Raw genomic sequence first — 20,530 nt, forward strand, 5'->3', positions numbered from 1 at the left:
GCGATTCTCGAGTTATAGAAGTATTGTCCGGCCTATCATAATTGATAATGATTATCATTGTTATGATAAGGGGATTGGACGATACTGTCAACCGACAACTGACGGCACCACCCTGGCCTCTTCCCGTAGAAACCGGGGTTGTTCGCTTATACAGCCTGTCTCATCACGTGAACGGCATTCTTCATCTGACTTGCACCTGACTTGTACCGAACGAAGACCCCGCTCATTGAGCAGGGTCTTCGTTTTTTTGCCGTCCTTCTGACATCGGACAAGAAAGACGCCAATACACTTTTCAAGTGGATATCGTTACGGAAGCAGGGATGCAGGAATGAGCAGCAAGCAGGAATTCGTGGTCGTCGTCGTACCGCTGTCCGAAATCAAGAAATTCGTCGTCATCGATATCGTCGGCGGAACGGTGCTGTATTACATGCTTCTAATCCCGCTCCACTCGGTAATCGCAGCCATGACCGGGAGCATGATCGGGCCCCTGCTCATCCGCCGCTCGTTGAAGAAGCGGCCTCGTTAGCTGCGGGCTTCATCAGGTACGGATAGAGCAGCACAAGTCCCGCGATATAAAGCACGAAGACGAAGTAAGCAGGCAGCAGATGGAGGAAATCAGTGTAGCCGATACTAAAGTGCACGCTTAACCCTGCGACGAAACCGGGCGCTCCGCCCCAGAGAAGCGTCCACCACATCCACTTGGCCCCCTGCTGCAGACCCCATAGGGCGAAAATAAGAATCACGACCGCATCCGAGAACAGCGCGCCGCCGAATCCCGCACGGTCATGCGCAATCAGCGGAATGAGCTTCGCGTTGACGAGCTCCAGGCTTTCGCGCGACATACCCAAGTAGCCGATGTCTTCAGGCACGAAAACATGCGTAACGCCGACGAACGCGATGACGAGCCCGCCGATACATAGCGCGGCACCGACAATGACGAAGCACAGCTGGCCCCATAACGCCCGGCGCCATGCCGTACTGTTATGCAAGTTAACCGGATCTCGATAAAGACGGTCCGGGTTACGCCGCATGGACAGCAGAAACAGCGGAAACAGCACGATGGCGGCCGCGGCATGCACGGGATCGAAGAAGCCATAGCCCAGATAAAGAAAGAAGCTCGGAAACCCGACGACACCCGACGTCAGCAGCGCCATCCTTACCCAATGGATACCGAACCGGAGGCCATGCTTCGCCAGCTGGTAGTATAGAATGCCAATCGATAACATCGTGCCGGCCAGCGTGATACGGTCATGCGACATGAAATGCAGCAAGCGATGGTCGATCGCGTTCAGTTCGTCCCCCGTCATCCCGAGGAAGGCTTCGTCATAGGGAAGAAGCACTGAAGTCGACGCGATGAACCAAGCGATAATGCCCCCGATGATCATGCCGATTCCGAGCAAGCACATCCAACCCCAGTTGCGCCAGAAGGGTTGGTCAGCCGGAAGCTCCGTCTCCGCCAGCTTGCGGTGAATGATCGCTTCGTTCACGCGTTTGGGGAGGCCCGGACCGGAATAGACGAGCCCGCTGTGCAGCAGGATGTAATCCGCGCCCGCTTCGACCAAATCGAGCGCATCTGCCGGTTCATGAACGCCGGCGCCGGCAAACAGAAGGGGCTTCGGCTTATCTTCGGTTTGCATACGGATCGCACGCAGTTTAGATAGACATTCGGCTTTGCCCTGGCGGCCTGCCACCGTGCCGTTCGGACCTTGAATCGCATCGCCGATGACGAAGCCCTTCCATATCCCTTGATCCGCTTCACGTACCAGCGACGCTAACTGCGACTCCGATAGATCCAGGGGGATATAAAGCAGCACTGTTGACGTGCTGGCGGGTTTTTCTTGGATATAGGCGGTCAGAACGTTGAGCAAGCGTACATTCTCTTCCAGACTTCTGTCTTGCGAAATCGCCTCGATTGTAAGGGCCGACATTTGACCTTCGTTCATAAATTGGTCCACTAAAGACCGCAGCTCGAGGCTCGCCTGATCCGGACTCGCTCCCGGCGTCGAGGCGATGCGCACGAACTGCGGCAGCCGGTGACCGGGATTCCGAATACGCTTAAGCGCCGCCTCCGCGCCAACGTTCTCGTACGGGCAGGGATACAGGATCGTTTCCTCGCGTTGATCCATCTCAATCGGCGAAGCGTCCGCGATCTTGTTCACCGTAATCGGCCCCACCTCGACGAAGCCGAACCCGAACTGAGCCATCGCGCGAGTGGCAATGTCTTCCGGATCCACGGCGCCCGATAGGCCAACAGGCGTCGGCAGCGTCGTCCCGGCGATCCGGCTCTCGAGAATCGAAGCAGGCTCCATATGGCCTAATGTCTTGATCAATAAAGTGCCCCCCGGCAGTACGCTTACGCCGCGCATCGCCCGAAGCGTCCATTCGCGGGCTCGTCTGGCAGGCAGACGGAACAAGCCCGGGCGGAAAAGCGTTTGATAAGACCAATCCGGCATGCCCGACTTCACCGCCTTCGTTTCGACTTTATCCCTAACCGCATTCGTCCTAGTACCAAAAAGAACCGAGCAGCTGCTCGGTTCTTTTTCAGCTAGCCTCTTCGCATTTATCGATCGTTATAGATAGCGAATGGCGGTGCCGTACACATTTACCGCTCCGGCCGAGAAGCCGTGCGTAATCATCATGCCGATTACCGCATCGCACTCCGGAACCGCACCGCCCGCACGCCCGAGCTGCTGCAAGACGGTAAGGGGCGAATTGTTGTTCACTTTGCCCGAGTAGACGACGCATATTACTTCGTAGGCCTGAGGCAGCGTATGCACGGTATAGACGGGCACGACTCGCTCAGGCGAAGCTGTCGGCTCGGATGACGGCGCGTTTTTATTACCGAACATGAACGAATCCCTCCGAATGTCATTATGGATTTAAGTATAGCAGACCAGCGTTGATTCATGTCGGGATGTCCTTCACTTCTCTAGGTAAACTGCAGCACCTGAAGCAGTCGATAGAGCAGATAGGCGCTCTCCTGCCGGGTCGCCGCCTGTGTAGGCTGAAATTTGAACGGATCGGATTCGGCGAGAAGAATGCCTTCCCGAATCGCTTGTTGATAGGTCGGAGTGAACCATTCGGGCAGCTTCAAAGCTTCGGGAATCGCGACGCTTGACGTGCCCGGAGACCCCGATCCCGCGTAATCGTATGCCCTTGCAAGCATAACGATCATCTCTTGATGCGTAATGGTCTGATCCGGTTTAAAGGACGTCGAGGAATACCCCGTAATTAGCCCGGCGGATACGGCGGAATCGATATCTTGCTCGTACCAGGCGCCTTTCTTAACATCCGCAAACCGACTTGCCGAATGTTCGCCGCCGGGCAGGATACCAAGCGATCGGTCCAATAAAGCTGCGAATTCCGCGCGTGATACCGCTTGTGTCGGTCTGAACGTCCCGTCCGGGAAGCCTGTCAGAACAATACGGTTGCTCAACGCTTCGATGCTCTTCAGGTACATGCTGTTTGCTGCAACGTCCTTATACGACACTTTTCCGGTACGAACAACCGTATACACCGAATTTCCTTTCTTGAACAGCGACACGCGGAGCATGCCGTCTTTCCATTCGGCCTTAATCGGTACGGGGAGGAATTTCTTCGTGAGCGGATCATACGTCAACCCTGCCAGTTGATCGACCGGTATTTGCGCGGTTGCCACTAAAAGTTCATGCTCCGCATATGCCGAATAATGGACGGACTCACTCACTCCATTAACCGTAACTGAAAAATCCGTCATGCTTCCCAATGGCTGCGTACCGCTTCCGGCCAACTGCTTCTTTAGAATCTCTTCGTATTCCGAGCCTGCGCGTTCAATGGAAATGACCATGCTGTCCGCCGTCTGCTCAAGCCCTTTCAGCAAAACCGCTACCGGAATCCCCCATGATCCATTCGGTGTTGAGATTCTGAGCGTTGCTGAGGCTTCGAGCGATAACATATCCGTAAGAGATGTTTTCGACAATGTTACTTCGTAGCGATCCGCCTGGTCTGTCGCGTCAATTCGAAATACTTTGCCGGACTTAAATGCATCGCCCTCGGCTAGCTCCTCGACGCCGCTATCCTTCAACTGAATGCGGACAAGTTGTTTGCCGTCCATAGTCGAAATATCCGTGTCCCAGGGTTCGCCGGACGAATCCTCGGCCGGGATTCCGCCTCCAGGAATTCCACCGCCTGGCATGCCGCCTCCTGGCGTGCCTCCACCCGGGGTATCCCCTCCGGGCATTCCACCCCCAGGGGTCCCTCCTCCAGGCGTACCGCCTCCTGAGGTTCCTACCTCCGGAACCGTTACAAGTACAGGATCGCTAAAGTATTTCCCGGCGCTTCTTCGGATCAACACAAGTTTGTCGGCCGGACTTCCGAGGCTCGGAATATTCATGTCCAGACGGCTTTGCGAGGGTGCGACGCTGGATGCATACAGCAGCAAATTGCTGCCGTTCTTACGGACCCATACGGAATCTCCGAACGATAAACCGTTTACCGTAATTCGATCCGTCCCCGTCGCATTGTTCACGATCGTAACGTCAGAGAGGGCAACCGGCGCGGACAGATATTCACTGAATGCAGCCGGCTTGAACAAGGGACCCGACTGGGCCGCGGAATCTTCCAAGATCACCGCAACTCCAATCGCTCCGGAAGGCACGGTTGTATCTCCGAAGGTCTCCCCATATGAGGCCACGCCTGCCGGAATCGTCCGGATCGATTCGCCGAGAAGCTGGTCTCCATCCGTGAAAAACACGCGGTACTGTCCGTCCGCCGGTTCATTGGAAGCCTTTTTCCACGCGACTGTCCCGCTAAAATGACCGGGTCTGGCATCCGTATCCGTCAAATGAATGTCTTGGGCCATGTAAGTCGGGGAGTCCCATAGCTGACCCAGCACAAGGCTACCCGAATCCGATAGCGCGCCCTTGATTACCGGAACAACGCCGATTCGAACGGCACCTGCCGGAACCGCGAGTTCCTGAAAGACGCGATAACGATAATAATCGCCGGTCCGATATTGATCATTGGCATTCCCGATGAAACCCAGCTTGTTGCCCAGGGCATCCGCAAAATACAAATTATACGATCCAATCGCCCCGTCATCTTCAGCGCCGGTAAAATAAATGCTCCCTTGAATCTTGCCCGCTTCATCATGCTCATCCACCAGCAAAGGGGCACCGGTAGTATTGGCAGTCTCGGCATACGCGATTAAAGCATCCCTATTCTCGAACTCATATAACCTTTTCTCGCTTGAGATATAAATTGAACCATTATCGGCAACGTAAACATGAAGCGCGATAAACGGCAAATCGGCCAGTTTCGCGGCTGTATCTCTGTCGTATACGGCGTTCATCCCGAACACCGTTACGTCTTTGGCATAAATAATCGGTTCTGGATATGTCGAGAGGACGGACAAATCCGAGGCGCTCAGCCGGTCATGATCATAATACAAATTTTCCCCGTCGGCATGTACATAACGTTGTTCGGCATAATGAGGGATGTCGTTCGACGAGGACGCTTGAAGCGATAAGGCATGGTTCGCCGTCGAGAATTTGTAAATTCGGCTGCCCGTGGAATGGGAATCCGCCGCATAGATAAGCTGCTTAATCGGGTCCGCGAACAAACTCGGATAATACAAGGAAGCATAGTTTTGCTCCGTCCCGTCGGTCCGATTCAGTACGCGAAGCGGCTGATGCTGGTCGTTTCCCGTATAGAATAATCGATCTGCCTCAGGCGCAATCCGATACGGATATTCGACGGTCGGAATTCGGGTGATACCGCTGCCCGGGAGCAGCGCATCGGAGATCGAGATCGTGCCGATGTTGTTTTCTCCCGCAAAAGCGATGAAGATCGATTCGCCAAGCAGCTCGATATCCGATGGCTTGGAGCCGATGGCGAAGGTGTTGACGACCTGGCTGGTTGCTTTATTCAATACGACCAAGTCATTCGTTTCTTCCGATATAACGAACAAATACGGGGTCGACTCGTTCGTTGCCAAGTCGGTGATGACATGGTTGGCCTGCAGATAACTCGAGCCCGTCGCCGCCAACGTCAATTGATCGGCTTCCGCCTGCCCCAGATCGTAGCGTTCAATAGCATGACCATCTTTGTTGTATAAATAGACGGCATCCGACTGGGCGGATATTAAAGCACGCGTAGTCGGATAGGGATAATCGGCGACTTTCTTAAGGGTATCCTTCGCATAGATCGCCTCATGCGTGAGTACGTACCGTTCGTTCACGTCGGAGATCTGAGCATAGTAATACCAAGTACCATTGGACGGATAAGTGCCGTAAACCCGTTTCAGGTTGTTCCGATCGATTTTTGATCCGGCGTAATAGACATAATCCGTGTCCATGAAAATCTTTTCGTTCGGATAATTGAGATGATTGCCGTCGTAACTACGCGATTCGCTAAGCTTCTCGTTCGTCGAATAATTGAGCTTCACGAAGTCGCTGCCCGACCAAAACGGCGATCCGATATACACGCTGTTCGTGGATTCATCGGCATATAACGAAGCCTTGTCCGTGACGTACATATAGGCATTGGTGCCGTCGGACAATTTATACTTATAGGTTCCGTTCTCTGTCGAGTAGAGCAGATACGTTGACGTGGCAGCAAGATAATAGGGATTTCCTTCAACCGTAATCGGGTCTAATACGGATTGACTCGACAAATCCACGCGGGCGATTTTTTGCTCCCCGGATATTGCAATATAGAGTATATCTCCGTATCTGCTCATCGCATTGGGCTTATCGCCCACGGTCAGCGTTTTTTCTATTATCATCGTATGAGCATTAATGAAATATAGATTATTTCCTTGAACAGGGAGAACATAGAGCATGCCAGACTCATCGTCTAATTGCCAGGCCGCGATGTCGTCGGTCCAAGCCATCGCATGAGCATCCGCCTCAGCCTCGCTGGCATTCGCTTGCTGTGATAACGGGAGAAGCATACTCAAACAAAAAAATAAGACCAGCATCAGGCTATAGATCTTTCGAGATCGAAATCGCGGATTGGACACCATTTAACTTATTCCTCCAATTTATGAGTTTTTAGCTAGTTATGTAATTTCTCCGCATGTCCTCTTTCTCCTCTCAGGATGCTATTAATTATTGGAAAATGCCAACTCTACAATAAACGCAGAAATACGCCCATATTCGCATTCGTTCTGCCTCTCTTCGGCAGGACTTTCGATCTAGATCATCGAATAGAATGACGAATCGTTGAAATTCACATGCGTAGAATGGATGATGGCACTTGGACAATATACCGATAAATCCCGCCAAAGCGAGAAGTCAAACCGGCCGCAAATGGATTATTGCCTCCCTGCTCCTCCTGATCCCCCTCTCGATCGGGCTCTATTGTTACCTCCCCCAGTACAACAGCTTCTCGGCGCCTGGCGAGCTCGTTCCCGTTCGAGAGATCGGCGTGAATGGCAGCGTCCGCTTCGTCTATGTACGGGAAGGCATCACCCGCAACCGATACGAGAAGTTTTCGGTCAGCCGGTCGTACCCCGAAGCGCATTTCACGCGAACCGACGCCGACGCCAAGGACGATTTCGACGATATGCTGGACATCGAACAAATCATGAAGGACGATACGATCCAGCATGCGATCGATTCGGCCGCGGACCTGACGAACCAGGCCGACGCCGCTGCCGAAGAGGAAACGAAACTGAACGCGTTAATCGAAGAAACGGCCAACTATTACGGCAATTCGATCGGTCTAATGCTCGGCATCGGCTTGTACGAGGAAGAACGCCACGAGGACTTCTCCAAGGGCGGCAAGCTTACGATTGCCGGTACCGGGACGCTCGAGGCCGACGATTCGGTCGGTTCCGTCGGCGCCATTCGGGACAAACTGCGGACGGCGGAGGCTGCGGGAGCGGATATTTTCTTCGTGCCCAAGGATAAGGAAACGTTCATGTACGCGGGACTCAGCAACGAAGAAGAAGCGCTCCAAGCCGCCGAAGAGCTGCAGCTGCGGCTTCATGTCGTGCCGGTGAGTTCCTTGGAAGAAGCCATTGCCTGTTTGAAGCAGCTACCCTATTCTTGAATCGGAGCGTGAACGTGCTTGCCATTGAAATCCGAGCTTTGGACATTCGTACTCAAAATCCTCCTGGGGGCGCTCATCGCGGCCGCTGCCGTTGATCTCGTCTGCTCCGCCGTCTACATGATGGACGTCGATCTATTCAGCCAACATTTCTACTCCCTCTATGGCTTTGTCGATATCGTCTCCGTCGTGCTCTACTACATCGTCATCGTCGTTTATTTGATTTGGATCTTCCGGGTGCATAAGGACTTGAATCGCCTGTATTTGCAATACCCTCGCACGCCTGGAGAAGCGATGGCCTGCATGCTCATTCCTTTCTACAGTATATATGGCCTGCCCTCGACCTATCAGATCATCGGAAGCCAGTTTCAACGGACTCCCGCTCTTCGAAAGGACGGACAATGGATTCAAGGATTATCCATTCCGCTGGTCATCTTCATGTTTACCGCGAATATTCTGAATCGGTTCGTGGGCAACGCCGATGAAGTCTCCGGCACGCTGCTGTTCGCCTCGAGCTTGATTTCGTTTGTGTTGTACGTCATTTTCTTCACTCTCTGCACGCTGGTATCCAAAGGCCTACACGCGATGCACATGAACGCCGACGATGAGGAGATGGAGGTGCTTCCCGAGCAGCATTCCGTGGGGCAGGAGCTCCCATTCCCTCTGAAGAGCTGATGGATGACGGATTGCATCGTTGAATTACATCATTGAAGAAGAGCCTGCCAGCCCTCGAATAAGGGTTAGCAGGCTCTTGCCGATTGGTTAAGAAAACGTGTACCCTGTGAGGCTTGAACGATGCGATATGGTTCAGCGATCTTTCCTCGTCCGCCATGGACTCGGCATGCTTATTTGGTTCTCCCGTACTGTTTGCCATATCGCATCGCGGTCCGGTGCATGCTTTTGTCGGGAAGATGCTTCAGCGCGCTGAGATTCGGGCGCGTGTTCACTTCCAAGATCCATAACCGCCCCTGACGATCCAGCGCCACGTCCAGACCGAGCTCCTTGAACCGAACGCTGTGCCGGTCGAAGCACTTGGCTGTCTGCCTGCCCAGCTTCTTGATCCGCCGTTTATACCCGCTAACCTGCGCCGAGCTGTAGCCCGAACGGCGAAGCGTCGGCTCTATAAGCGCCAGCTTGCCGCCCTGATGATAGTTGGTCACGACTTTGTTCCGCTTCCCGAGCTTGACGAACATGGCGGATGGCATCCAATTCCCATTCCCCGCCCGCTGCATCGTCATGCGCAAATCGAATGGCCGCCCGCCGGACTTCTGCAGGCTGATCCCCTTCTGCAGCAGATAGCCTCTGCCGCGCGCGATGCGCACCAGCCGGCCATATAAGGAGCCGACGGTGGATACCTCGAACGTCCGCATATCCTTCTTCACGTTATACTTCCGTGAAGACACCCGTATGATGCGCGCGATCCCGCTGCCGCCCGTTCCGTCCGTCGGTTTGAAATAGACCGTTTTATATCGCGCAGTCATCCTCTTCAATGACGAACGGGTAAACCGCTTCGTCTCGGGAACGAACCGTCTCAATGCACGGTCCGCCCGCAACCACTTGGTCTTGGTCCATTTGCTCTTGACCGACATGCTGCCTTTTCTACGCATACCGTCCCTCTCTTTCGCGTCTCTCGGGATAGATTATTATCCCCTGCGGGAACGGGAACGGCAGGTATCATGGTCGGATGAAGAGGGAAGCCGTTTATTGTTCCCCCCATGTCCAACGTGCCCGCAGCCGCGCGTCAGCTGGTGGCCCCTGCCGAATAAATACTTCTTTCGGATAATATTCGCCACGAAATCGCGGTGCTACCATGGAATCAGCGAAAGCATAACCAAGGGAGGCGAAGATGAATAAATGAAAAAGCGAATGCTGGTGATGATCGTGGGTGCCGTTTCTCTGATTTCCATGGCGACGGGCGCAGTGGCCGCAACTTCCTCCACGAAGATACAAGCTTTTCTCGACGGCAGCATCAAGTTCAAGATCAACGGCGTGCAATGGAAGCCCACCGACGCGAGCGGCAAAGCCGTTCAGCCGATTTCGTACAACGGGACCACTTATTTGCCGGTACGAGCCGTATCGGACGCCTTCGGAACGCCGATCAAGTACGACGGCGCTTCGAAGACGATCAGCATCGGATCGGGCGACGCGGTCGGATTCAATTCCAGCGGAATCAAGCCGAAATACAAACCGTATCAATTCCAAGAGATCGTGGACCGGTCCAAGCTCCAATTCGGCGATAAAACGTACAGCGGCGCCTACAGCATGCCGGCGTGGAACGGTACGGCGCCGAACGATTACATGAGCTTCCAGTTCGACGGGAAGTACCAGAAGCTTCACCTGGTCGTTGCCGGCTCTACGGATCTGAAGTTCAAGGTGGCTAATTTGGAGGAACAGGTGCTTGCCTCGGAATTGACGGTGACGAAGGATCAGGTAACGGAGTACGACATCGATTTGTTAGGCAGCAACGGCATTATTATTTATCCGTACGAAGGGAAGATCACGACCGATTCGGTCTTCTATCTCCTGAAGGACAGCTGGGTCAAGTAGGACAGCAATCGCGATTGCTTGGAACAGGATAATCTCGGCACGCATTGCACGAATAAAAGGCTGTAACGGCCGCCGTAACAGGCGGCCGTTACGGCCTGTTTGCATTCTCGCCGTGCATGCCAGAATTCGACAGCATTTATAGCCCCGATCGATTAAACTCAAGTATTATCCGAACCTATTAAGCTTGTATAATCGATCGCGCGAGGTGAACGTATTTCATGGCGAAGGAACTACGAGTTGTACGATCGACCGGTGACCTGGATATGCCGGGTTCCGGAGAGCTTTACGGCAGAGACGGGGAAATGCGGCTGTTCGCCGGATATTTGGCGAATTCGTCGCCGGGCAAGCGGATCATCAACGTTCACGGAACAGGCGGCGTCGGCAAGACGAGCTTGCTGCGGACATTCGGCCGGCTGGCGGAACGCGCGGGCATTCCTTTCCTGATGCTCGACAGCCGGTTGTTCGCGCATACGCCCGCGGAGTTTTGCCTGTTCCTCCTGCGGGCGATGCATTACCAGATGCATCGGGTCGGCCATGCCAACGACGCGGAAGCGCTGGCGGAAACATGCCGGGAGGCCATCTCGGACAAAAGCAACCGCGGCATGTTCGTCCTGGCGATCGACACCTTCGAAGAAATCGGCGAAATGGAGCATTGGCTGCGCGAAAGCTTCCTGGAGCGGCTGCCCGCGGGCGTGCTCATCGTTCTGAGCGGCCGATTCGCCCTGCACCCCGCTTGGCACGCTTCGCCCGCATGGCAGCGCACGATTCATCGGCTGCCGCTGGGGGATCTCGATGTCGATGCGACGAGAGCTTACTTGTTGACCTGCGGCATCGACGACGAGGAGACCATCCGCCGCATCTGGCTGCGGACGCGCGGTCACCCGCTCTCCCTCGCGCTTCTCGCCTCCACCTCCCTCGCGTCGCCGGGACTGGAAACGGCTGCCGACGACGAAGACGACTTGTTCGCCCACATCGTTCAGACGTGGCTGCGCGAAGTACCCGATCCGGACATGCGGGAGCTTGTCGAATCCGCCGCCGTCTCGCGCCACTTCAACCAAGAGCTGCTCGGCCGCTTGATGGGCAAGCCCGTGACGACGGAACAATTCCGGCGGTTCGTCTCCTACTCTTTCATACAGCGCATCGACCGGGGATGGTTGATGCACGAGCTGCTAAGGGAATCGATCGCGAACGATTTGCGCATGCGCATGCCGGAACGCTACAATCGCCTCTGGCGGCGCTGCATGCAATACTACTCGAATAAACTCAAGCAATCCGCGCGGAAGAAATCGGTCTCGTGGGAGAACGCCGATTTCCTGTATTACATCGGCAACCAGTTCATTCACTACCTGATGTACCGGCAATGGGTATCCTATAGCGTGGAGCCGTTAAGCTTGGCCAACCGCGAGGAAGCGGACCGCTACATGGAGCTCCGGCGGCGCACCGCGAAGGACGGGACGATCCGATTCGTCAATCAGGACGGCACGCCCGCGGAATATTTGCTGTCCGGGCAGGAGAGCCTGCTGGTGCTGAACCAGATCCGCCTGCAGGAGCTGTACGACCTGGAGCCGGGCTGCGTGAAGCTGATTCGCGGCGGAGGCGGGGATGTGTGCGGCCTGATCGAAATCATTCCGATTCATGCCGGTACGATGGACTACCTGCGCTCCGCTCCGCTGTCCCGCGTGTATTTCAACGCGCTGTCCGACGAGACGCGGCAAGAGCTGACGGTGGAGCCGCCGGGCAAGTCCGGCTACTTCGTGAAGACGCTCGACGTCTACGATTTCTCCGACTTCGCCATGATGCACGCCTCGCTGTCGACGTTAATCAGCCATATCCTCTCGACCGGTTATATCGTCGCGTCCCCGATCGGCAACCCGATATCGAAAGCCATCTGCTCCAACCTCGGACTCGAAGAGGCGGAGGATGTTCGCAATTACGACTACGACGGCGTTACGGCAGCGGCCTACTACGTCATGGATACGCGCGGCAACAAGGTGCAGCATTACGTCGATAAAATGATAAAGTCGCTCGGCCTGCAGGACAACCTGGAAGAGGAGCAGACTTCCGCCGCCGCCGCGTTATCCCGCCGAGAACGGGAGGTTGCCGAACGCGTCACGCTCGGCCGATCCAACCTCGAGATCGCAAGCGATCTTTGCTTGAGCGAAGTGACCGTCAAGAAACATTTGGCCAACATCTTCCGCAAGCTCGATGTCAAAAGCCGTTCGCAGTTAATTCATAAAATATCGGATCGCGTATAATCGCCCGCATGACAAAACCACCCGTCTCGGGTGGTTTTTTCGTTCGCGCTACGGTGCCGGGGCGGTAACGCAGAGAGCCTTCAGCAGGTCTCGTTCGCCTGCCGCGGCCTCCGTTTTTTGTACAAGAAAAGGCTCACGTTTGTCCATTGTGCCCGGTGCCGCTTTGTTTTACGATGAATGGGCTGCAATTGATAACCGTTTTCATTTAGAAGCCTGAAACAGGTTAGAGAGGAAGTTGGCTATGCTTCGCCGTTTTTTTGCGTATTACAAGCCGTACAAGAAGCTGTTTATTTTGGATTTCGCCTGCGCCATATTCGCTGCGCTGCTTGAGCTCGCCTTTCCGCTTGCGGTGAACCGGGTCGTCGATGATCTGCTGCCTAGCGGCAACTGGAAATGGATCGTATTCGCTTGTATTTCCTTGCTCGGCATCTATATGATCAGCGCCGTGCTGCATTACGTCGTCACCTACTGGGGTCATAAGCTCGGCATCAATATCGAATCGGATATGCGCAAGCAGCTGTTCGATCGCGTGCAGAAGCTGAGCTTCCGTTTCTTCGACAACAATAAGACGGGACATCTGGTATCCCGGATGACCAACGACCTGATGGATATCGGCGAGATCGCGCATCATGGACCGGAGGATCTGTTCATTGCCTTGATGACGCTGATCGGCGCGTTCGGGATCATGCTCAGCATCAACTGGCAGCTGGCCCTGATGACCTTCGTCATTATCCCGCTCATGATTTATCTATCCCTTTATTTCAGCCGCAAAATGTCGGCCGCGTTCAATCGGATGTTCTCCGATATTGCCGACTATAACGCACGGGTAGAGAACAACGTCAGCGGCATTCGCGTCGTTCAAGCGTTCGCCAACGAGAAGCATGAAATTTCGCGTTTCGCCGAGAACAATGGCCGCTTTCGCTTGACGAAGCTGATCGCTTACCGCGTCATGGCTTGGAACTCCTCGATCAGCTATATCCTTATGCGCATGATTTCGTTGTTCGTGCTCGTATGCGGGACGTGGTTCGTCATCAAGGGCAGCATGAGCTATGGCGAATTCATTGCGTTCGTCATGTTGTCCAACGTATTTCTAAGCCCGATCGAGCAGATCAACTCGGTTATTGAAACCTACCCGAAAGGGATCGCAGGATTTAAGCGTTACCTGGAGCTGCTCGAGACAGAGCCCGACATCGCCGATGCGCCGGATGCTGCCGTCGTTCGCCACTTGAAAGGCGATATTCGGTTTCATAAGGTGACCTTCGGCTATGAGAACAAAGACAAGGTGCTGGCAGGTCTCGACCTTACCGTTCGCGCCGGGGAAACCGTGGCGCTGGTCGGCCCGTCGGGCGCAGGCAAGACGACGCTGTGCAGCCTGCTGCCGCGCTTCTACGACGTCGAGGAAGGCTCCATTCAGATCGATAACATTGACATCCGCAAGATGACGCTGGAGTCGCTGCGCTCGAACATCGGCATCGTTCAACAGGATGTGTTCTTGTTCGACGGATCCATCCGAGAGAACATCGCCTACGGCAAGCTTGGGGCAACGGACGAAGAAATCATGCAGGCGGCACGTCAGGCGCAGCTCGAGGAGCTGGTACGCTCCCAGCCGGAAGGGCTGAATACGTTGATCGGCGAGCGAGGCGTCAAACTCTCGGGCGGTCAGAAGCAGCGGCTGTCCATTGCCCGCATGTTCCTGAAAAATCCGCCGATTCTGATTCTGGACGAGGCCACTTCCGCACTGGATACGGAGACGGAAGCAGCGATTCAGCTCTCGCTCGCGGAGCTGTCGCGCGGGCGGACGACGCTCGTCATCGCCCACAGGCTTGCGACCATCAAGAATGCCGACCGCATCATCGTTGTCGCGGATCAGGGCATTGCCGAGCAAGGCGAGCATGAAGAGCTGCTTGCTGCCCGCGGCGCATACAGCCGGTTGCATCAAGCCCAGTTCAGCATGTAGCGGCTGGCAGCGGCAGCGAGGATAGAGCTACGAGGATAGAGTAAGAAGCTGAGGGAGAAGCGACAGCAGTTTGTCCCTCGTCGCCGCATCCTCGTGGTTCCAGTCGCGCTCGTCGAGCAGATAGCTGAAGCCGTTCTGCACGGCAGGGAGATTGCGCCAGAGCGGGCCGCTCATCAGCTCCTCCATGGCCGCCTTGGACTCGGGGCTTTCCGGCAGCATCATGAACACGCGGTCGCCGGCGTATTGATGAATGGTTTTGGCCGTAATTTCCTTGTAGGGTCTGCCTGATTTCATGATCTGATGCACCTTGCCGGCAGGACGGAAGCCATCGGGGTGATATAGGATCGAGGACAAGCCGATATTGCCCATCACGAATAAGCGTTTCCCGCGATGAAAAACAAACACCGAAGCCGTCTCCTCCGGGCCGATCATCGTCCGGAGCTGCTGCCACATCAGCGAGGTGTGCCTGTTATGACGAAGAAGCCATTGCTGGGCTTCTTTTTTTTTGCCGAACCATTCTCCGAGCATGAGCAGCCTGTCGTCCAGCAAGCCGCGCGAATTATAGGTGAGCGTGGGAGCGATCTGCGAGATTTGGGCATACAGCGTTTCATCCGAATGGTCGAAAATAATCAAGTCCGGCGACAGCTCGGAGGCCAGCTCCTGGCTGAGCGGCGTTTCCTTGCAGAAGATATGGTTCTCGATGAGCGGAATGCCCAGCATGTTCATATCGCCGATCGTTTCGCCGCAATACAGCACCCGGCTCGGGTTCGAAGGAATTCGAACCTCATGGCCGTTCCAATCCTTCACCAGAATGTTCTGCCTCATAGATATGGCATACTGCCGAGGGGAGTAGCCCGTCGTGAGCCGGAAACGCCGACTGAAATAGTACTCGTCCGTGAAGCCGACGCGTTCGGCGATTTCCCGAAGGGTGCTCTCCGTGTGGACGAGCCACTCTTTGGCGCGGTTAATGCGCAGCTCCGTCAGATAATCGAGCGGCTTCTTGCCCGTCAGCTCCTTGAATATCGACGTATACTGCCAGGAAGGAACACGGGCCATCCGCGCGAGCTGCACGACGGTGATCGGATCCTGGAAATTCGTCTGCATGTATTGGATCGTCTGCTCGACCGTCTGCGCAGCGCTCTGCAGCTGGTCAACGTGTAAATTATGCTCCAGTAGAAACGCAATGACCTTCTGAAACTGCAGCTGCTGACGGTGCGCCTCGATGTCATCCTGGTCGGTATGGCCGACATACAGCTGGCTGAGCAGGTCATTCCACTGCGATTGCGGATAGATGCGAAGCTCCGGGCGGTCCGGGAAGATCGGCTTTCCGTATGGCTTCGCCTGGCCGTTTTCCATATGGAAGATGTGAAAGGAGATCCGGTAATATTCGATCCTGCTGTCGTCCGTGCTCTCGAATTGATACGTACTCGAAGGAGCGAGCAAGAAAGAGCTGTCGGGGGCGAAGCAAGCGTTGAACGCCTCCGTATAGACCTTTCCGTTGCCGCTCTTGAATACGAGCAGCATATAGCTCGAAGTGACTTCTTCGGCTAATACCGCTCCGGGATCATGACCGATCAACGCGATGTCGACATAATGAAATAGCAGCGAGCGAAGCGGTAAACGGGAAATCGGCAAGGGAGACATGTTGCTGCCTCCTTTCATGAGTGAGAATGATTATCAATTAAACTCATTATAGAGAAAAGAAAGAAGCTTTTCAACATGCGTTGAAGAGCCTCTCTCGGTTTCCTGCTAAGTTATCGGTTACGGTTCGCGTATTGTCCGTTAGCGGTTCCGTGTTGTCGGTTGACGGTTGTGAGTTAGCGGTTCGCGTCGCCATTATCGCTCTCTACTTCTTCAACAGCACCTTGGGAAGCTCCCCGATCATCCACTCCCGGGATGTCGCATCGCTGCCCGCCTTCAAGATATCGAAATTGTAGACGCGACCGCTCTCTACGGCCGGGATATGTTTCCAGACTTCGCTTTCGGTGAGCTCGTTCGTGGACTCCTGCGCCGCCGGGTCGACGGGGTTAAGGATGAAAATGCGATCTGCCGCGTATTGCGGAAGCACCTCGACGGATATTTCCAAGAAGCCCGTTTCCTTGTCGATCAAGTCTTGAATGATCGGGGTCGGCTTGAATCCGCCTTCGTCATACAAGAATTGCGGAAGGCCCGCTCCTGCCATGATGAATAACCGACCTCCCGGATACATGGTGAATACGGCTGCGGTCTCGCCTTCTTTAATCCCGTTTGCGTGCAGATTCGACCACATGGCGGCCATTTTGGCCTCATGGGCAGTTAGCCAATCCTCAGCCTCTTGTTTCTTGTTCAATAGATCGCCCAGGGTGCGCATCCGGACGTCCAGCTTATTGAACGTGTTGAAGGTAACGGTAGGCGCGACTTTAGCGATCGCCTCGTATTGCCCTTCGTCGTCATTCGCGAAAATAATCAGATCCGGCTTCAGCGACAAGGCTTTCTCCACGTTCAGCGGAAAACCGACGTCCGCAACGCCAGGGAGTTGATCTTCCAATACCGTCCCCGTGATCGCGTCCGTCATGATTCCGATCGGCTTCACGCCGAGGGCAAGCAAATCGCCCGTCGTCTCGCCGTGATAGATAACGCGCTGCGGCGTTACCGGGACTTCGACCTCATGCTTAGTCCAATCCGTGAAGGTGCGCGTCGCTGCAGCTGCCTCGTTGGCGGCAGGCGTATCCATCGTATCTGCGGCAGGACTTGCCGTATTCGAATTCGCTTTCGTATTGCTTTCATTCGCAGCGTTGCTGCCGCAGCCCAGCAATAATGCCCCCATTAATGCGAACGTGCCTAGTAGCGCGACTGATTTGGTTCTCCGATGCATATTCGTTCTCCTTCGGAAAAATAGTAGAGATAATGATAATCATTATCAGTTTAGGTAATCGTAATGGATTATCCCGCTGGACTCAATGGACAAATTCAACGGGGGCTTTCGGTTTTGTCCAAGTTCTTGCATTTGCATGTCATCGCGTGCATAGCAAACGGGCCTGCGGCATAGTCGCAGCCATTAACAACATTTGACATGCAACTAAATTGTTGCATATAATAGGCGCATGGACAAACTTTTTAAAGCGCTTGCCGATGGAACGCGCAGAGAATTGCTCGATCTCTTGTTCGCCCATAATGGACAAACCTTGGGCGAGCTCTGCAAACACATGACGATGAGCCGGCAAGCCGTCACGAAGCACCTGGTTATTTTGGAAGAAGCTAATCTTGTCACTGTCGTATGGCAGGGCCGAGAAAAGCTGCATTACCTTAACCCCGTCCCTATCGGCGAGATTTATCAGCGTTGGATCGGCAAGTTCGAGCGTCACCGGATTGATGCGCTTCAAACCTTAAAGCAAGCATTAGAGGAGGATTCCAGCCATGAGTAACGCTTCATTCGTCTACACCACGTACATCTCGACGACACCCGAGAAGCTGTGGGCAGCCTTAACGAACAGTGAATTTACCAGGCAATACTTCTTCGGCCGCGAGATCGAATCGGATTGGCAGGTTGGCTCTCCTTTCAAACTAACCATCAAAGACAAGGTAGACCATTATGGCGAAGTGCTGGCAAGCGACCCGTATCGGTTGCTCTCCGTCAGCTGGAGCGTCAGAGATGCCGAGGGGGATCGTTTCTCGAAGGTGACGTACGAATTAACGCCGCTGAACGGAACGGTCAAATTAACGCTCCTGCACGAGGATTTATTGGAGAAGGATATTCGCAAAGACGAAGGCAAGATCGAGGGCTTCAATAACGGCTGGCCTGTCATCCTCAGCAATCTGAAGAGCCTGCTCGAGACGGGCAAAACGTTGGCGGCCTTTTAATTTCGGCGCGATAGGGACTTGAGCGGATACGCTCTTGGAGGAACCGTTGTCACGTTGTTTTTGGAACGACCGTTGTCACGTTGTTTTCGGAACGAACGTTGTCACGTTGCTTGTCGATACCATTCATTTGAGGCGAGGTGCGTAAATTTGGAGACGACGCAAACGAATTACACGGTTAACCACGCAGGTGCATTTTCGGATTTCGGCCGCGTTACGGAAGGAAAGCTGAAAGGAAAAATCTTTCTGAAGGACGTCCTGAAGCTGAACAGCATGGAAGTTTCCCTCAACAATCTTCCTCCGCGGGCGGAGATCCCCTTCTATCACAAACATGATGAGAACGAGGAGCTCTACGTCTTCCTTCAAGGGCAAGGCAAATTGCAAGTGGACGGCACCGAGTTGGACGTGTTCGAAGGCACCTCCGTTCGAATCGCTCCCGAAGGCGTGCGCGTGCTGCGGAATACGTCCGCCTCGGAGGACCTGCATTTTATCGTCATTCAAGCCAAAGCGAACAGCCTTACGCAATGGGTGGAGACAGACGGGATCATTCTGGAGCAGCCCGTGAAATGGCAGGAGCCTCGCGTCCTCTAGGAAACGTCCGGTAAACGTCCGGCCATCGCTCCGTTCGCAATCGCAATTAACGGGCAAAGCAAGTGATTTCAAACAACAAGCCGCCGAGGGCCGTGAAATACAGCGTGTAGCCGCCCCGGATTGTGGCAGGTCGCTGCTCGGCGGTTATAATCCCGGCTGCCTCGAGACGCGCGCATAACCGATCGACCTCGCCGGTCGTATCCAGGTAGAAGCCGACATGAAAGTCTTTCGGATACGGAGCGCCTGCGTCTCCGGCGGCGGCCAGCTTGCTCAATACGAGCGTGAAGCCATGGCCGTCGTTCATCACGACGATCGCGTCGCCCTTCTGGTCGATCAGTTGGAAGTCGAATACCTCCCGAAAAAAATCCCGTGCTTCGTTCGGATGTTCGACGCAAAGATTCAGATGGTTAAGCTTCACAGTACATTTCCCCTTCTATGCAGAATAAAAAAACAGCATCCTTCCACAATAATTCTAACACCATTAGATTAATCTAACCATGTTATACTGTCAACCGAGAGAGGTGTCTACCATGGCTAGAAAACGAACCCGACAGCCGCTGGAACTCATCGGTTTTGAAGAAAACGAAGCGCTCCATACGCCGTTAAGCCGCGCGAGAATCATCCAATCGGCCATTCGTCTGCTGAACGAACACGGACTGAAGGAATTAAGCATGCGGAAAGTAGCCGACGACCTAGGCGTTCAAACCGCTTCCCTGTACTATCACGTCAAAGGAAAAGAGCAGCTTCTGCAGCTGCTTACCGATAAAATCAGCTCCGAGATGGCATCGCCGGATCCTTCGCTGACATGGAGAGGGCAGCTCCTGCAGTGGGCGGAACGATTTCGAACCGCGCTCGGCTCCTACCGCGATGCCGCGGAGCTGTTTAACGCCGCGATCGGATTAGGGTACAATCGCCTGATGCAGATCGAGCAGCTGTATCGGATGCTCGCCGAAGCAGGCTTCGAGGACAAGCAGATTCCTTGGATCGCCTCCATCCTGAAAAGCTACGTGCTTGGATTCGCGGCCGAGGAAGCACGGTTTGCCTCGTTCGCCGGCGACAGCGCCGTTACTTCCGAACAATTGAGCCAGGCGTACGAACAAATTTACAGCGGCCTGCCGGAGGAGCGGTTTCCTCACCTGATCCGGTTAGCCCCCTATACGACGAGCACGGATTGGCAGCAAGAATTCGATTTCGGGTTAGGTGTCTTGCTCGACGGGCTTGCCGTGAAGCTGTAGCGTTCGCGAGGATTGGAAGGCGAGCGGAGCCGGACGGGCAACGTCTCGACAACAAAGCGGTGCGGGACCGGATCCCG

Annotated in this window: 17 protein-coding genes; 10 read left to right on the forward strand and 7 right to left on the reverse strand. The window is 54.6% G+C overall.

What is annotated here, in order from left to right; translation table 11 throughout:
* The first annotated feature begins 328 nt into the window (after positions 1–328).
* Complete coding sequence (locus AC0YNU_RS21035) at positions 329–526, forward strand: hypothetical protein (RefSeq protein WP_475760250.1); 198 nt, start codon at positions 329–331, stop codon at positions 524–526.
* Here the strand turns inward: AC0YNU_RS21035 and AC0YNU_RS21040 are convergent.
* The 3 genes from AC0YNU_RS21040 to AC0YNU_RS21050 all read right to left on the reverse strand — a co-directional run bounded on the left by AC0YNU_RS21040 (position 492) and on the right by AC0YNU_RS21050 (position 6,871).
* The gene (locus AC0YNU_RS21040) at positions 492–2,453 is read right to left on the reverse strand and encodes a dihydroorotate dehydrogenase (RefSeq protein ID WP_475760252.1); all 1,962 of its coding nucleotides are present in this window, start codon (positions 2,451–2,453) and stop codon (positions 492–494) included. The two genes, AC0YNU_RS21035 and AC0YNU_RS21040, sit on opposite strands and share 35 nt — an antisense overlap.
* 117 nt (positions 2,454–2,570) lie before the next feature.
* Positions 2,571–2,849: a hypothetical protein gene (locus AC0YNU_RS21045; RefSeq protein WP_475760254.1), complete on the reverse strand. Its 279-nt coding sequence runs from the start codon at positions 2,847–2,849 to the stop codon at positions 2,571–2,573.
* Positions 2,850–2,929: 80 nt separating this feature from the next.
* Positions 2,930–6,871 carry an S-layer homology domain-containing protein gene (locus AC0YNU_RS21050; RefSeq protein ID WP_475760256.1) on the reverse strand — a complete coding sequence of 1,314 codons (3,942 nt, stop codon included), beginning with the start codon at positions 6,869–6,871 and terminating at the stop codon, positions 2,930–2,932.
* A 365-nt stretch (positions 6,872–7,236) separates the two neighbouring features.
* Between AC0YNU_RS21050 and AC0YNU_RS21055 the strand changes: the two genes are divergently transcribed.
* On the forward strand, positions 7,237–8,034 hold the full coding sequence (locus AC0YNU_RS21055; protein ID WP_475760258.1) for a hypothetical protein: 798 nt from the start codon (positions 7,237–7,239) through the stop codon (positions 8,032–8,034).
* An 18-nt stretch (positions 8,035–8,052) separates the two neighbouring features.
* Positions 8,053–8,706: a hypothetical protein gene (locus AC0YNU_RS21060; RefSeq protein WP_475760260.1), complete on the forward strand. Its 654-nt coding sequence runs from the start codon at positions 8,053–8,055 to the stop codon at positions 8,704–8,706.
* Positions 8,707–8,876: 170 nt separating this feature from the next.
* Here AC0YNU_RS21060 and AC0YNU_RS21065 read toward each other — a convergent pair whose 3' ends face one another.
* Positions 8,877–9,638, reverse strand: a complete 762-nt coding sequence (locus tag AC0YNU_RS21065; protein ID WP_475760262.1) for a YheC/YheD family protein — start codon at positions 9,636–9,638, stop codon at positions 8,877–8,879.
* Positions 9,639–9,885: 247 nt separating this feature from the next.
* Between AC0YNU_RS21065 and AC0YNU_RS21070 the strand changes: the two genes are divergently transcribed.
* The 3 genes from AC0YNU_RS21070 to AC0YNU_RS21080 all read left to right on the forward strand — a co-directional run bounded on the left by AC0YNU_RS21070 (position 9,886) and on the right by AC0YNU_RS21080 (position 14,790).
* On the forward strand, positions 9,886–10,578 hold the full coding sequence (locus tag AC0YNU_RS21070; RefSeq protein WP_475760264.1) for a stalk domain-containing protein: 693 nt from the start codon (positions 9,886–9,888) through the stop codon (positions 10,576–10,578).
* A gap of 218 nt (positions 10,579–10,796) precedes the next feature.
* Positions 10,797–12,833 (forward strand): response regulator transcription factor, encoded by a 2,037-nt coding sequence (locus AC0YNU_RS21075; RefSeq protein ID WP_475760266.1) that lies wholly within the window; start codon positions 10,797–10,799, stop codon positions 12,831–12,833.
* A gap of 241 nt (positions 12,834–13,074) precedes the next feature.
* Positions 13,075–14,790: an ABC transporter ATP-binding protein gene (locus AC0YNU_RS21080; RefSeq protein ID WP_475760268.1), complete on the forward strand. Its 1,716-nt coding sequence runs from the start codon at positions 13,075–13,077 to the stop codon at positions 14,788–14,790.
* Between the two features lie 27 nt (positions 14,791–14,817).
* Here AC0YNU_RS21080 and AC0YNU_RS21085 read toward each other — a convergent pair whose 3' ends face one another.
* Together AC0YNU_RS21085 and AC0YNU_RS21090 are read right to left on the reverse strand one after the other, a co-directional pair.
* Positions 14,818–16,434, reverse strand: coding sequence for a helix-turn-helix domain-containing protein (locus AC0YNU_RS21085; RefSeq protein ID WP_475760270.1), 1,617 nt, complete (start codon positions 16,432–16,434; stop codon positions 14,818–14,820).
* A gap of 202 nt (positions 16,435–16,636) precedes the next feature.
* Positions 16,637–17,644: an ABC transporter substrate-binding protein gene (locus AC0YNU_RS21090; protein ID WP_475760272.1), complete on the reverse strand. Its 1,008-nt coding sequence runs from the start codon at positions 17,642–17,644 to the stop codon at positions 16,637–16,639.
* Between the two features lie 229 nt (positions 17,645–17,873).
* Between AC0YNU_RS21090 and AC0YNU_RS21095 the strand changes: the two genes are divergently transcribed.
* The 3 genes from AC0YNU_RS21095 to AC0YNU_RS21105 all read left to right on the forward strand — a co-directional run bounded on the left by AC0YNU_RS21095 (position 17,874) and on the right by AC0YNU_RS21105 (position 19,218).
* A complete protein-coding gene (locus AC0YNU_RS21095) occupies positions 17,874–18,194 on the forward strand; it encodes an ArsR/SmtB family transcription factor (RefSeq protein ID WP_475760274.1) in 321 nt (106 codons plus the stop codon).
* Complete coding sequence (locus AC0YNU_RS21100) at positions 18,187–18,630, forward strand: SRPBCC family protein (protein WP_475760276.1); 444 nt, start codon at positions 18,187–18,189, stop codon at positions 18,628–18,630. The genes AC0YNU_RS21095 and AC0YNU_RS21100 overlap by 8 nt, the downstream gene beginning before the upstream one ends.
* A gap of 147 nt (positions 18,631–18,777) precedes the next feature.
* The gene (locus AC0YNU_RS21105) at positions 18,778–19,218 is read left to right on the forward strand and encodes a cupin domain-containing protein (RefSeq protein WP_475760277.1); all 441 of its coding nucleotides are present in this window, start codon (positions 18,778–18,780) and stop codon (positions 19,216–19,218) included.
* Positions 19,219–19,264: 46 nt separating this feature from the next.
* On the opposite strand, the gene AC0YNU_RS21110 is transcribed toward AC0YNU_RS21105, so the two are convergent.
* A complete protein-coding gene (locus AC0YNU_RS21110; protein ID WP_475760279.1) occupies positions 19,265–19,636 on the reverse strand; it encodes a VOC family protein in 372 nt (123 codons plus the stop codon).
* A 112-nt stretch (positions 19,637–19,748) separates the two neighbouring features.
* Between AC0YNU_RS21110 and AC0YNU_RS21115 the strand changes: the two genes are divergently transcribed.
* Positions 19,749–20,453 carry a TetR/AcrR family transcriptional regulator C-terminal domain-containing protein gene (locus tag AC0YNU_RS21115; RefSeq protein WP_475760282.1) on the forward strand — a complete coding sequence of 235 codons (705 nt, stop codon included), beginning with the start codon at positions 19,749–19,751 and terminating at the stop codon, positions 20,451–20,453.
* Positions 20,454–20,530: the final 77 nt, after the last annotated feature.

Source organism: Paenibacillus sp. J31P316 (assembly GCF_056269105.1).

Bases quoted from the DNA above. Each gene is read 5' to 3' on its own strand.
- AC0YNU_RS21035 (WP_475760250.1), top strand. From the start codon at position 329: ATGAGCAGCAAGCAGGAATTCGTGGTCGTCGTCGTACCGCTGTCCGAA.
- AC0YNU_RS21040 (WP_475760252.1), bottom strand. From the start codon at position 2,453: ATGCCGGATTGGTCTTATCAAACGCTTTTCCGCCCGGGCTTGTTCCGT.
- AC0YNU_RS21045 (WP_475760254.1), bottom strand. From the start codon at position 2,849: ATGTTCGGTAATAAAAACGCGCCGTCATCCGAGCCGACAGCTTCGCCT.
- AC0YNU_RS21050 (WP_475760256.1), bottom strand. From the start codon at position 6,871: ATGGCTTGGACCGACGACATCGCGGCCTGGCAATTAGACGATGAGTCT.
- AC0YNU_RS21065 (WP_475760262.1), bottom strand. From the start codon at position 9,638: ATGCGTAGAAAAGGCAGCATGTCGGTCAAGAGCAAATGGACCAAGACC.
- AC0YNU_RS21070 (WP_475760264.1), top strand. From the start codon at position 9,886: ATGAAAAAGCGAATGCTGGTGATGATCGTGGGTGCCGTTTCTCTGATT.
- AC0YNU_RS21075 (WP_475760266.1), top strand. From the start codon at position 10,797: ATGGCGAAGGAACTACGAGTTGTACGATCGACCGGTGACCTGGATATG.
- AC0YNU_RS21080 (WP_475760268.1), top strand. From the start codon at position 13,075: ATGCTTCGCCGTTTTTTTGCGTATTACAAGCCGTACAAGAAGCTGTTT.
- AC0YNU_RS21085 (WP_475760270.1), bottom strand. From the start codon at position 16,434: ATGTCTCCCTTGCCGATTTCCCGTTTACCGCTTCGCTCGCTGCTATTT.
- AC0YNU_RS21090 (WP_475760272.1), bottom strand. From the start codon at position 17,644: ATGCATCGGAGAACCAAATCAGTCGCGCTACTAGGCACGTTCGCATTA.
- AC0YNU_RS21095 (WP_475760274.1), top strand. From the start codon at position 17,874: ATGGACAAACTTTTTAAAGCGCTTGCCGATGGAACGCGCAGAGAATTG.
- AC0YNU_RS21100 (WP_475760276.1), top strand. From the start codon at position 18,187: ATGAGTAACGCTTCATTCGTCTACACCACGTACATCTCGACGACACCC.
- AC0YNU_RS21115 (WP_475760282.1), top strand. From the start codon at position 19,749: ATGGCTAGAAAACGAACCCGACAGCCGCTGGAACTCATCGGTTTTGAA.